The sequence below is a fragment of the Pedobacter paludis genome, from assembly GCF_003173575.1.
Lineage (GTDB): Bacteria > Bacteroidota > Bacteroidia > Sphingobacteriales > Sphingobacteriaceae > Pedobacter > Pedobacter paludis.
The window spans coordinates 198,124-210,521 of sequence record NZ_QGNY01000008.1 but is presented as its reverse complement, the minus strand read 5'-3'; the positions used below and the strand labels follow the sequence as shown (position 1 = coordinate 210,521).

At 36.3% G+C, this 12,398-nt stretch carries 10 protein-coding genes and 1 other RNA gene; 5 read left to right on the top strand and 6 right to left on the bottom strand.

The features are described 5' to 3' along the window. Positions 1-2: 2 nt before the first annotated feature. The 4 genes from DF947_RS19805 to DF947_RS19790 are packed head-to-tail and all read right to left on the bottom strand — an operon-like array spanning position 3 to position 5,403. Entirely contained in the window at positions 3-2,138 is a 2,136-nt protein-coding gene (locus DF947_RS19805) for a DUF4175 family protein (protein WP_109932208.1), read from the bottom strand. Next, positions 2,125-3,516 (bottom strand): BatA domain-containing protein, encoded by a 1,392-nt coding sequence (locus tag DF947_RS19800; RefSeq protein ID WP_109932206.1) that lies wholly within the window; start codon positions 3,514-3,516, stop codon positions 2,125-2,127. Before DF947_RS19800 ends, DF947_RS19805 begins: the two co-directional genes overlap by 14 nt. Position 3,517: 1 nt before the next feature. Continuing rightward, positions 3,518-4,405: a DUF58 domain-containing protein gene (locus tag DF947_RS19795; protein ID WP_240615427.1), complete on the bottom strand. Its 888-nt coding sequence runs from the start codon at positions 4,403-4,405 to the stop codon at positions 3,518-3,520. After that, positions 4,405-5,403, bottom strand: coding sequence for an AAA family ATPase (locus DF947_RS19790; RefSeq protein ID WP_109932204.1), 999 nt, complete (start codon positions 5,401-5,403; stop codon positions 4,405-4,407). The genes DF947_RS19795 and DF947_RS19790 overlap by 1 nt, the downstream gene beginning before the upstream one ends. Positions 5,404-5,554: 151 nt before the next feature. Here DF947_RS19790 and DF947_RS19785 point away from each other — a divergent pair, with 151 nt between their 5' ends. The 5 genes from DF947_RS19785 (at position 5,555) to DF947_RS19765 (ending at position 10,539) form a co-directional block, all read left to right on the top strand. Further along, on the top strand, positions 5,555-6,184 hold the full coding sequence (locus DF947_RS19785; RefSeq protein ID WP_109932202.1) for a DUF4159 domain-containing protein: 630 nt from the start codon (positions 5,555-5,557) through the stop codon (positions 6,182-6,184). A gap of 23 nt (positions 6,185-6,207) precedes the next feature. Next, positions 6,208-6,981, top strand: coding sequence for an NIPSNAP family protein (locus tag DF947_RS19780; protein WP_240615426.1), 774 nt, complete (start codon positions 6,208-6,210; stop codon positions 6,979-6,981). 201 nt (positions 6,982-7,182) lie between these two features. Beyond that, positions 7,183-8,343, top strand: coding sequence for a sialidase family protein (locus DF947_RS19775; protein ID WP_109932198.1), 1,161 nt, complete (start codon positions 7,183-7,185; stop codon positions 8,341-8,343). 79 nt (positions 8,344-8,422) lie between these two features. Beyond that, positions 8,423-8,789: a transfer-messenger RNA gene (gene ssrA, locus DF947_RS19770) on the top strand. A 241-nt stretch (positions 8,790-9,030) separates the two neighbouring features. Beyond that, positions 9,031-10,539: a M60 family metallopeptidase gene (locus tag DF947_RS19765; protein WP_109932195.1), complete on the top strand. Its 1,509-nt coding sequence runs from the start codon at positions 9,031-9,033 to the stop codon at positions 10,537-10,539. A gap of 89 nt (positions 10,540-10,628) precedes the next feature. On the opposite strand, the gene DF947_RS19760 is transcribed toward DF947_RS19765, so the two are convergent. Both DF947_RS19760 and DF947_RS19755 read right to left on the bottom strand, forming a co-directional pair. Beyond that, the gene (locus DF947_RS19760) at positions 10,629-11,828 is read right to left on the bottom strand and encodes a pyridoxal phosphate-dependent aminotransferase (RefSeq protein ID WP_109932193.1); all 1,200 of its coding nucleotides are present in this window, start codon (positions 11,826-11,828) and stop codon (positions 10,629-10,631) included. A 62-nt stretch (positions 11,829-11,890) separates the two neighbouring features. After that, positions 11,891-12,283 carry a DUF1573 domain-containing protein gene (locus DF947_RS19755; protein WP_109932191.1) on the bottom strand — a complete coding sequence of 131 codons (393 nt, stop codon included), beginning with the start codon at positions 12,281-12,283 and terminating at the stop codon, positions 11,891-11,893. Between the last annotated feature and the right edge of the window lie 115 nt (positions 12,284-12,398).

Sequence of the window (12,398 nt, the reverse complement as noted above, 5' to 3'; positions counted from 1 at the left end):
ATTTACCGGCCTGCATTTTTAAGGTGATTAAAATAACTTCGATATAAATTGACCTCAGGACCTGAAATTTCAGATTGTGGTTTTACCACTTCAACGCCCAAGAGTTTCTGAATTGCTTTCTGCACCACATCAACATCCTGTAAATTAACCACGGTTGAGCTGCTAATTTTACGTAAACTTTTTAAGGCTGATAAATAGGAAATGGGCTGGCTAGATGCAACTGTGATTAATTGTTTTTCGCCATCTTTTAATAATTGTCTTTCGCCTAAGGTAAAAGGTTTTCCCGCTTTTCTATTCTCAAGAACAGATAAAAGAACTTTTAAATCATCCATAGAATGATCTTGCTGCTCGAATGTGGCTTTTTGAACAGGTTCGGCAATTTTATCCAATTCGCCAGATAACCGTTTTTCTAATTTAAGTTTTGAGGTTTTAACTGTTGCTTTTGCTACGTAAGCTCTTGATTTTTGTTGTAAATCTTTTAGCAAACGCAAAGCTTTATATTCAAACGGCAAGGCTTCCTGTGGTTTGTAGGTTCTCAAGCGAAGCTCTGAAGTCCACATTTCTGTTAAAACGGCTTTTAACTGAGCTTTCATTTCTGGTTCAAAGAAAGTGGCGTCTTCTGCTACATCATGTTTGTGTGAGTATTTATCTGCAATTGCCTGTGCATCACCAAATTTCTCTTCTGCTTTAGGCTTGTCGTGATTATCGCCATCTTCGTGATCGTGATCCCCACCAATTTCGGTTTCCGATTCCTCGCCCAAAAACTTGCCATACCTTAATCTCAACAGTTTCTGATCAATTCCAAGCGTGTTACTTTTATTTTTAAATTCATCTGCAGAAATGGTTCCTTGCTCTTTTAAAAGCTTTTCAGTGTCCATAATAATTTGCCTTTGACTTCTAAAATATTCGGGAACGAGGTTAACTCCATTGGTCATTCCGGCCATGCTCATCAATTCGGTCGTATCAACAATGGATACAAAATAAACATCCGATCGGCTCGATTGGCCATGATTATCCAAAGCTTTGATAAAGAAATACAGTTCATCCCCAGGTTTCATTCCTAGAGATTTTAAATCAATAAGCTTATTAAGTTTTACCTCTTTTTTATTGCTAACATCTGTATCAAAAACAAGTTTTTTCTCTGTAAAACTTACGCCTTCGCCTTTTCCGCTGGCCATCGTGGCAGAAATATAGGCTTCGTTAATTCCGTAATCATCACTTAAAGAAACATTTAAATTTACCTTTGCAACCTGTCCAATATCGATGGTGGTATGCGGTTTTGGTTGGATAATTTTAATGCTTACCGGTAGATCTGGAATCACTTCAATTTGGTAGAGTTCTGATTTTTTCCCGTCCAATTCTATTTGATAAAAGCCGGATTTTGTTATAATTTTATTAAAACTCCAGTGAATATGATCTGAACTACTAAGTCTCGCAATTTCTTTATCGTTAAAGATAATGCTGAGTTTTTTAACCGAAATGTTGGTTTCAATATTCCATGCTATTTGAGCCCCGGTTTCTACCTTAACACTAAATTGCTTTTGCGTTCTTTGACTTTTTCTGGTATAATTCGGTGGAATTATTCGAAGTTGAAAACTTTCAATCTCTGGTAGGATGATTTCTTTATCCCGAGTTTTCTGATTGGATAAAGGAAGGTATTCTTCAGTAACTTTTTCGTACCAGTAATATTTTTCCATTAAATAGACTCCTGTTAAGGTTACTATTAGGAAAGCCAAACACAGCCATAATTTTTTCGAAGCCTCGTTTAAGCTCTTAGGAATAGGTAAATTATTGCTAATTTTCTCGACTTGTAACTGTTCAAGTAAAGATCTTTCAGTGGTTGGTTTTAAGAAAAGTTCGGCGCTTTCTTCTAATTGCAAAAACTTTGAGTTTAAGTACTTTGTTGCATCTCTTCTACTGATTTTCCATACAGGTTTAAAGATTATAAATCCATTAAAAATTAAAGCAAATGCGGTGAATAAATGCCAGATTTTGAAAGAATAGAAAAAACATACTGCAATTAAAATGATCAAAATAAAGGCAAGGGCAAGGCTAAGCACAGTAATTTGCACAAAGTAAAGCGCTATCCACTTCCTCCTAAAACTATCGATCCAATTTTTACCTTCAGCTTTTAACATAATCTAAATTTGCTTTTTTCCTGAATGATAAAATTCGTTCAATGATTAATACCATAAAGGCTATTAACCAAAGTATATAATCTAAATTTTTGCTTTCTGTTTTGATATAATTGCTCGATTTTCCGATTTTTGCCTCATTAAATTGGGTCTTGTCAATTGTTCTTTGATCTAAAGAATTATCCTCAAAACCAAAATCTTTTGCTTTTTGATTACCCAATACAATCGGAATCAGAGCTTTTACAAATTGTTCACTCCAAACCAAATCTGTCCATTGCGGATTAAACCGACTGTAAAAATGAAATTGCTTTTTCTTGAAACTGCTTTCGCTTACTAAAATGGGCTGTCCAAAACCATCGGTCCATATTATCTCGCCTGACAAGTTATCGGGAGCAATTCTTTTTCTTAATTCAATAGCTTGATCCTCGGTTTCATCTATGTGCAGATTAGAATTTTCAATCGAAACTTTTCCTTTTTCGTAATTTAAGAAGCGAGCACCATCCTTGAGTTTGCTTAAATCCAAAGTGCTAATCGGTTGATCTGACAGCCAGAAACCAACATCGGCTTTTACTTTAGCAGAATTATTCCAATTTTTAAATTCAATTTTTCGTTTGGTAAAATCGCTTATTGCACCCAAACCTGCTTTGATATATTTCGAATCCGTTCCCAATGGATCATAAATTAAAACTGAAATAACAGGTAAATCTTGTGTTGTCTGGGTTGAATAGCTCGTCTGTGTTGGAGTAGATTTTCCTTCGTAGGTTTTGCCCAAAAACTTTGTCGACCAAGTTTTTAAAGTATCTGTATTTCCAATTTCTTTCCAAATTAATTTGAAGCTTGGTTTTGGTAAATTGCTGCTGAAATTTTTTAATTGATAATCGGCAAATAAATAAACGGAATAGCCCGATGGAACCTGCTTATTTAATTGATTAATCAAAGACGAATAACTTAAACTTGAAGATTCATTGGCTTTTAAAAGGCTGTCTTTCAAAAGGAATTGATGAAAGCCCAAATTAAAATTATGCAACTCAAAACCTAGATTTAGTAGGGAATCAACAGTTTTTTTATTAGAGCCATAAATTTTATTAAACTGATTTTTATCCATTAAAATCCAACCAGAGTTTTTAGTGATTTTGCTTGTCTGTTTTAGGTAGGGTTGGGCCAGTATAAAGGCAATTAGAATTAGAATCAGACATCTTAAAAAGAATAATAGCAGGTCGGTAATTTTAATGCTTTTCGAGCTTGCGGTTGCGCTTTCGCCCAATAAGGCGATACTCCCAATTTTTAAGGTTTTACCTTGCTTTACACTCCATAGATGTATAATTACAGGAATAATTAATCCTGCAAGTGCCAACAAACTAATGGGATATAATAACTGCAACTTAAATTCTTAACTTATTTCTTTGTTTTAAAAAATCTCTCAGCGCCTGATCTAAAGGTTCATCCGTAGAAACTGTTCTATAATATATTCTTCTATCGAGCATTTTAGTTCTGGTTTCTTCTAAATATAGATTGAGTTTGTTTTTGTATTCAGATCTGGCCTTTGCCTGATCTATTTGTATGGTTTGTCCGGTTTCTAAATCTTCGAAAGTGGTATAACCCTTAAAATCCAATTCCATTTCATTTCTCGATACCACATGGAACACTACGATTTCATGCCTCAATGTATTTAACGTATCCAATAAATTGAAAATTTCGTTTTCCGTTTGATAAAGATCTGTTACAAAAACCAGCAATTCTCTTTTTTGTGTCCCAGCGAAAATCTCTTTATAATGAATTGGTTTTGTAAATGTTCCTTCGGGCCGTATTTGTTCTAATTGATAAAATAATCTAGCCAAGTGTTGATAATCCTGTTTGGCCACCATAGAGAACAGTTCGGCATTTTTAAAAATATACAATCCAATGGCATCTCCCTGCAGATTTGCCAAATAGGCTAGGCAGGCAGTTAGATATCTTGCGTATTCAATTTTAGTGAAATCGCCATCACTATGGTTCATGGATGCACTTGCATCAACCAAAAAACGAACCGAAATATTGGTTTCTACTTCCGATTCTCTAATGTAATACCGATCAGATCGAGCAAACATTTTCCAATCTAGCGAGCGCAAATCATCTCCAGGCTGGTAACTTCTATATTGACTAAACTCCAACCCGGCACCCTTAACGGTACTTTTATTAATGCCGTTCATAAAACCATCTATCGTTGTTTTTGCCGATAAATTAAGTTCTTTAATGGCCATTAATATTTTAGGATCGAGCAGTTTACTCATTAAATTTCTGTTTTTGGTCTAGCAATCGCTTTCACTAAAGCATCTGTAACTTGATCAGAAGATACATTTTCGGCCTCTGCTTTAAAGTTCATTAAAACTCGATGCCTTAATACTGGATAGGCCATGATTTGTAAATCTTCCATGAGTACGGCATATCTTCCGTTAAAAAGAGCTTTAGCTTTTGCCGTTAAAATTAAGGCTTGTCCAGCTCTTGGGCCAGCACCCCATCTTACCCATTCCTTAACAAAGGGAACGCTTGTAGAATCTGGTCGGGTTGCACGGATAAATTCACTCACGTAAGTAATCAAATCATCACTAATACTTACTTCACGCGTGAGCGATTGTAATTGTTTAATATCTTCAGCACCGATTATTGGGTTTACAGTTGCTTTTTTAGCGCCTGTTGTACTGCTTAAAATCTTTGCTTCTTCTACTACCGTGGGATAACCAATTTTAATGTACAACAGAAAACGATCCAACTGAGCTTCTGGAAGGGGATAAGTGCCTGCCTGCTCTATTGGATTTTGTGTAGCCAAGATAAAAAACGGCCGGTCTAAGGGATAAGTTTGGCCACCGTAAGTAACCTCAAACTCCTGCATAGCCTCTAAAAGTGCAGATTGTGTTTTCGGTGGGGTTCTGTTTACCTCATCAGCCAGAACAATGTTAGCAAACAAAGGCCCCTTATTAAATTTAAAAAAGCGCTTGCCCGTTGCATGGTCTTCTTCTAAAATTTCTGTCCCTACAATGTCCGTTGGCATTAAATCTGGCGTAAACTGAATTCTTCTAAAAGATAAATCCAAGGCCTGAGACATGGTTTTCACCATAAGCGTTTTTGCCAAACCCGGTACACCCTCCAATAAACAGTGTCCACCTGCCATTAAGGCGATTAACATTTCTTCAATAATTAAGTCTTGGCCAACAATTACTTTCTGGATTTCGCTTTTTAGTGCACTTAATTTGCCTATTAAATTTTTAACGTTGCTTTCTGAAGTCTCCAATACAATTATTTTTTTTGATTTGAACTTATTGTGCCTCAATATAGGTCATATTGCCATTATTTTTGTGCAGGAGCTGAAACAATATCAAAAAATTTACAAGATATCTAAGTTTAAAATCTGATTTATTAAAAAATGGCGCTAATTTAGAACGATGCAAAGATCGAAGTTTACTTTTGCGAGAATAAAATATAATTCTGGAGATTGGGATACCGATCAGCGGATGCCTTCAAATCTTTTAAACTCCCTGTTGGAGTATACCACCATCCCTCTGGATGAGGAAGAAAAAATTGTAGATTTAAGCAGCACCGATCTTTTTAAATATCCATTTTGTTATTTAAGCGGACATAAGCTTGTTCAATTTAGTCAGCAGGAAGCAACCAATTTTAAAACCTATGTACACAATGGAGGTTTTGTTTTTGTAGATGATTGCAACCACGATATCGACGGATTGTTCGCCCGTTCTTTTGAAACGCAGATGAGCAACTTGTTCGGTGCGCAGGCATTAAAAAAAATCCCGAATGATCATGCCATCTACAATTCTTTCTTTAAGTTTGAAAAAGGACCGCCAACTACTTCTTTCGAGCTTAATGGCTGGGGAGATGATCTTGTACACGATTATCTAAAAGCCATAACCATAAACAATAGGATAGCGGTTTTGTACAGCAATAAGGATTATGGTTGCGAATGGGACTATGATTTTAAAAATAAACGTTTTTTAGCTGAGGATAATACCAAATTTGGAGTGAATATTATTTTGTATGCAATGGGCGTAAACAGTTAACCAAATATTAAATTCATAAAATCGTGAAAGTAATCTCTATTAAATTAGCTTTGTCTATTTTTCTGCTTCTGATAATCTCTGTAAATAAATCAGGTGCCAAAACTCAATACTATTATCAATTAAAAATCTATCACCTAAAAGGGCAGTCGCAAGAAAACGCCGTTGATAGTTATTTAAAAGAGGCTTACTTGCCAGCCTTACACCGAGCCGGAATACCCAATGTTGGGGTTTTTAAACCGATTACTAAGGATACGACCGAACAATTGATTTATGTATTTATCCCATTTAAAAAGTTTGATGCCTTTTTGAAATTGGATGAGACTTTAGCTAAAGACCAAAGTTATTTAACTCAAGGCAAGCCTTATTTAAACGCAGAGTATAATCATGCGCCTTATAATAGAATTGAGAGTATTTTATTAAAAGCTTTTAGCGCCATGCCCGAACCCGCACTGCCAAAATTAACATCAGCAAAAAGCGAAAGAGTATACGAATTGAGAAGTTACGAAGCCTCAACCGAAAATTTATCGTTAAATAAAATCGGAATGTTTAACGATGCCGAGATCAGTATCTTCACCAATTTAAATTTTAATGCGGTGTTTTATGGTCAGGTAATTTCTGGAAGCCATTCTCCAAATCTAATGTACCTTACAACTTTTAACAACAAAGAAGATAGAGAAAAGCACTGGAGTGCATTTGGTGCAGAATATAAAAAGATTAGCGGCTTGCCTCAATACCAGCACAATGTTTCTAAAAATGTTACGCTATTTGTTTATCCAACGGATTATTCTGATATATAAGATGATTTAATGCAATTATGAACAGCAGTTTTTTCTGTTCAGTTTGTTCATAGCCCAAAAATATTGTCAGAACTATTTAGTTTTGCTTTCCTATTTATATAGGGATAGACAACTAAGAAAGCCTTATCAGGATTGAAAGGCTTTCTTATTTTTACAGTAATTTGGATAATATTTTAGGTTATTCATTTACATTTATCATCGATGATTAAAAACTTCATTTTGTTGTTCTTTTTAGTGCTATGTCATATCTATATCGCACAGGCACAAAATTCCAATTCTGAAAATCTACCTCATATACAATGGGATAAATCTACATTAAAACAAATTGCTCCTGTTGGAAAGGGCTATGCAAATTATGCCCGAATGATTCAGTTACATACCGGAAATTTAATCTGCATTTATGAAACAAAAGGTGGTATAGAATGCGCTCAAAGTTCAGATCTTGGGTTGACATGGAAAAACCAAACCACTATCGTTGAGCCGATAGCAGGCTATAACATGGCTGTGCCAGAAATTTTAGAATTGAAGGATCATGCATTGTTGATGTCTTATAATCCACGTCCTAAAAAAGTAAATGGCCAAACGGATACCACAAAGCTTTTCGAAATTAGGACTAAAAAAAGTTATGATCTCGGAAAAACCTGGAAAGATGACCGTTTGGTTTATCAAGCCAGTTATAAATTTGAAGACGGCTGTTGGGAACCCGCTCAAATCCAAATTCCGTCGGGAGAAATTCAGCTCTATTTTTCCAACGAGAATGTTTATAGGAAATCAAACGAGCAAAACATTTCCATTTTCAGATCGAAGGATGGAGGGAAAACCTGGACCGATCAACCGGAAATTGTTTCCTTTAGGCCTGGCCATAGAGATGGGATGCCAGTGCCGATTATATTAAATGGCTCAAAAGAAATTCTTTTTTCTATTGAAGATAATGCCAAAGGTCAGTTCAAACCAGCGATTGTTAGAAATAGCCTCACTCAGAATTGGCAAAAGCAAGTTGGCGCTGATGATGCTGAAAGAAATTTTGCTTTGGTGCCGCAATTACCCGATACTGTTTACGCCGGTGCACCTTACATCCGTCAATTAAAAAATGGCGAAACCATACTCTCTTACCAAAGCACTTTGGGGCGAGGCAGAAACGGAGATTTGGCTTATATGCAAGTTGCTATTGGCGATAAAGAAGCAAGGAACTTTAAAGATGTTGAAGTTCCTTTTGAGATTCCTAGCGATAAACATGGTTTATGGAATTCTTTATGCATCCTAAATGATGATACGATAATCGCCATAACCTCTACAAATGCATTTGGCAATTCTACTGCTGTTTGGATGATTAAAGGCAAATTAGTTAAGGGAAAAGATTAATCGTAACAGGAAATTGGCCAGATATTTGTATATTTGAAGCCTCAGGCTATTTCTCTACTTTAGACTGAGGACTATCGCTGGGGCCGTTCTTGGATTTGACGGGGTGGCGAAAGTTATGTTAGCATGCAGTGCGTTGTACGGAGAGCACTTAAAGTGAACGTTCACATTTTAGTTGGCGAAAATACTTACGCCTTAGCTGCTTAGTTTAGAACTAATTAGCTTTTGTCCCTCTAGTTGCTGCATTGTTAGGCTAGAACCTGGGGCATCGAAATAACAAAGCTGGCCTTCGTGGAGATACGACACAAGGTGAGATAAAGTATCTAAGGATTTAAATTAGGTCGGTTTTCAGCCCGTTTATTTCCCTAAAATCAATTGAAAAATAAGCATGTAGAAGGTATAATTTATCTCACAACTGGACAAGGGTTCGACTCCCTTCGGCTCCACAAAGCAAAACCCTTGTATTCATTTATAAGGGTTTTGTTGTTTTACACGATTCCTAAAACCAATTATCATTCATCAATACCTCACTTAAATGTTACCTTATAATCAAACGTTTGCGCAAAATCTGTATGATGTTCTTTTATCTAGCATGCGTAACTTAACCATCCAATTATAAAGGAGGCTTAATTCCTTAACTGTGATAAACTCATTTCAAGAACAAACATCCTCAAATAGATAACCACATAAATGAAACAATTATTTACCCTCGTATTAATGGCAACAGGACTAACCACCTTTGCACAAACTGCAAAAAAAGATCCTGCAACAATTCTGATTACGCCAAATCAAACATTATCAAAGAATGATACCATTTTTAGAAAACAGATTTCGAAGTGGAGTGATGACATTCTAAAAAGTACCGATTACAAACACATTAAGGCACAACCCTCATCAGCAGTTTTCCCTGGTGAAGCAAAAGCAGGTTATAAATTTATCAGCGAAAATGTAAGTATCGAGCACAAAAAAATGGCCGATAGCTTGGTCGGAATTGTGTCTACATTAGGCTATTCGGGCATTGAGAGCGAAACGATGTACAGCACCGGACTTTATGCAATAGCTGGCGAATACATTGAAATCGAAGTTGCAAAAAGTGCAAACCTAAACGGGCTAGAAGTACAGATCGGTGCACATAGCGATCGATTAGATGTTTGGGTTGCCGGCGAAGAAGATTGGCGAAGAATGCCCATCATTACCAAAAAGCAAAAATTGGTTGCAGGTAAAAATTTCTTAACGTCTCCATTTGGAGGGTTAATTTATATAGATCTAAATTCTAAGGCAGAAAGCAGAAAAATAGATTTCAAGATTAGTCATGCAATAAGTTCTCCGAATTTTATTTTAGGAAAAACTTCGCTTGCCGATTGGAAAGAACAGTTGAAAAACAATAAGGCACCATGGGGAGAATTGGCCTCAGAGAACGTAATTCTAACTTTGCCGGATAGTGTTTTGCAAACCATTAAAAATCCAGAAGAGGTGATGAAACTGTGGGATTTAATTGTTGGTGGTGAAATGGAATTGGCGCAAATGCCTGTGCCTTTTTACAGAGCACAACGTTTAGTGCCCGATGAACATATTGGCGGCGGTTACATGCACAGTGGCTACCCAATTATGATCCATCATTCACCAACTCGGCACATGGTATCAAATGAAATTATGGCCGACCCTGCTTTATTGATGAAGCCAAGTGGAGGCGGAGCAAATTGGGGATTCTTTCACGAAATTGGTCATAACATGCAAAATCTAAACTGGGTTTTTGGCGGCACAACCGAAGTAAGCAATAACTTTTTCTCTCTGTACATGTTCGATAGGTTAATTGGCGGGCGGGATAATGCACATGTAGCCATTTCTAATGCGAATACGCAAAAGCAGATGAAAAAATATTTCGCCGATGGACCAAGCTATGAAAAATGGCAAGATGATCCTTTCTTGGGATTGATTATGTTTCGCCAGATGCAGGAGGCTTTTGGTTGGGAAAGTTTTAAGGCGTTTTTTAGAGCCTACCAAAAAATCGGGCCAAGCATTGATGAATTAAACGATCAGCAAAAACGCGATTTGTGGGTTAAAACGTATTCAAACATTGTAAAAAGAAACCTGGTGCCATTTTGGAACAAGTGGGGCGTAAGCATTAGTGAGGCTACCAATAAAGAGCTTTCCGTTTATCCACAATGGATGCCTTATAACTTTCCGCCACAAAATTAATAAGGGAGGATTAAATATCAATTGTCATCCTGAGCTTGTCGAAGGGCATTTACAGCATTTCGACAAGCTCAATGTGACAAGTTAAAATACTAAATTGTTCTGCCCGGATATTGTTGCAAAGCAACTTCCAAACAATCCATTGCCGTATTTAAATCATCGGTATTTAAAACGTAGGCCATTCTAACTTCATTCTTTCCAGATCCTGGGGTAGAATAAAAACCAGTTGCCGGCGCCATCATAACAGTTTGATTGTTATAATTAAATTCTTCTAAAATCCATTGACAAAACTTATCTGCATCGTCAATAGGGAATTTAGCTACCACATAAAATGCACCGCCCGGATTTGGACAATACACACCTTCAATTTTATTCAATCTACCAACCAAGGTATCCCTGCGCAACGTATATTCAGTATTTACTTTTTCAAAATAACTATCAGGCGTGTCAACAGCTGCGGTTCCGGCAATCTGTTCTACCATTCCTGGGCTTAATCTTGCCTGAGCAAATTTTAATCCTGATGCAATAACTTCCTTGTTTTTGGTAATTAAACAGCCTAAACGGGCGCCACAAGCACTATAACGTTTAGAAACGGTATCCATAATGACTACGTTTTCATCCAAACCATCTAAATGCATGGGCGAAATAAATGCTCTGCCATCGTAACAGAATTCGCGATAAGCTTCGTCTGAAAACAAGAAAAGATCATATTTAACGCAAAGCGATTTTAAGGCCTCTAATTCTTCTTTAGAATATAAATAACCGGTCGGATTATTTGGATTGCAAATAATAATTGCCTTAGTTTTCTCTGTAATTAATTTCTCAAATTCGGCAATTGGAGGCAGCGCAAAACCATTTTCTATGTAAGATAGAATCGGTTTTACCACAACATTACTCATACAGGCAAAGCCATTGTAATTTGCATAAAAAGGCTCTGGGATAATAATTTCATCTCCCTCATTTACACAGGTTTGCATGGCAATTGTTATCGCTTCAGATCCACCAACGGTAACCAAGATATTTTCGGGTTTAATGTTGTAACCCAATTTGTTATAGTATTCGGTAAGTTTTGTACGATAAGCCAATGTACCTTCTGATGGGGTATAGGCCCAAACGTTAAAATCTATATTTTTAATGGCGTTTAACATTCCTTCAGGCGTATCAATATCAGGTTGGCCGATATTTAAATGAAAGACCTTCTTTCCGTCCTGTTTAGCTTTGTCTGCAAAGGGGGTTAACTTTCTGATTGGCGATGCAGGCATCTGCAAGCCTTTTTGTGAAATTTTTGGCATGGCACAAAAATAAAAAAGTCCCGATGAAAATCGGGACTTTTTAAATATTATCGATTAAAAAATTATTTTGATGTTGCGGCAACAGTTTCGCCTTTGATATAAAGAACCTTAACTGGAGTTTTAGCGTTAGAAGTAACCGTTACTGTTTTAGAAAAAGTTGATGGACCGGCAGCTGCGTTAAAGGTTACTGAGATTACACCAGTTTCACCTTTTTTCAATGGTGTAGAAGTATATTTAGGAACCGTACAACCACAGCTTCCTTCTGCTTTGGTAATAATTAATGGCTCTTCGCCAACGTTAGTGTATTTGAAATCGTAAGTAACAGGTTTGCCCATTACAATTTTACCGAAATCGTGCGTTTCAGCTTCAAATTTAAATTCTGCAGGTTTGCTTTGTGCGTTAGCAACTAAACCGAAACCCAATACAAAAGCGAATAATACTAAGATCTTTTTCATGTTATGTGTTTGAAATTAATTTTTTTTAAAATTTATAAAACAAATTTAATGTTTTCAGTTTAAAACAAAAACTATTCCAATTATATTTTATTCGTCCATATATAATTTTACAATC

Excerpts from the sequence above, each read along its gene's own strand:
- DF947_RS19760 (WP_109932193.1), bottom strand. The coding sequence starts at position 11,828 with ATGCCAAAAATTTCACAAAAAGGCTTGCAGATGCCTGCATCGCCAATC.
- DF947_RS19775 (WP_109932198.1), top strand. The coding sequence starts at position 7,183 with ATGATTAAAAACTTCATTTTGTTGTTCTTTTTAGTGCTATGTCATATC.
- DF947_RS19785 (WP_109932202.1), top strand. The coding sequence starts at position 5,555 with ATGCAAAGATCGAAGTTTACTTTTGCGAGAATAAAATATAATTCTGGA.
- DF947_RS19755 (WP_109932191.1), bottom strand. The coding sequence starts at position 12,283 with ATGAAAAAGATCTTAGTATTATTCGCTTTTGTATTGGGTTTCGGTTTA.
- DF947_RS19795 (WP_240615427.1), bottom strand. The coding sequence starts at position 4,405 with ATGAGTAAACTGCTCGATCCTAAAATATTAATGGCCATTAAAGAACTT.
- DF947_RS19805 (WP_109932208.1), bottom strand. The coding sequence starts at position 2,138 with ATGTTAAAAGCTGAAGGTAAAAATTGGATCGATAGTTTTAGGAGGAAG.
- DF947_RS19765 (WP_109932195.1), top strand. The coding sequence starts at position 9,031 with ATGAAACAATTATTTACCCTCGTATTAATGGCAACAGGACTAACCACC.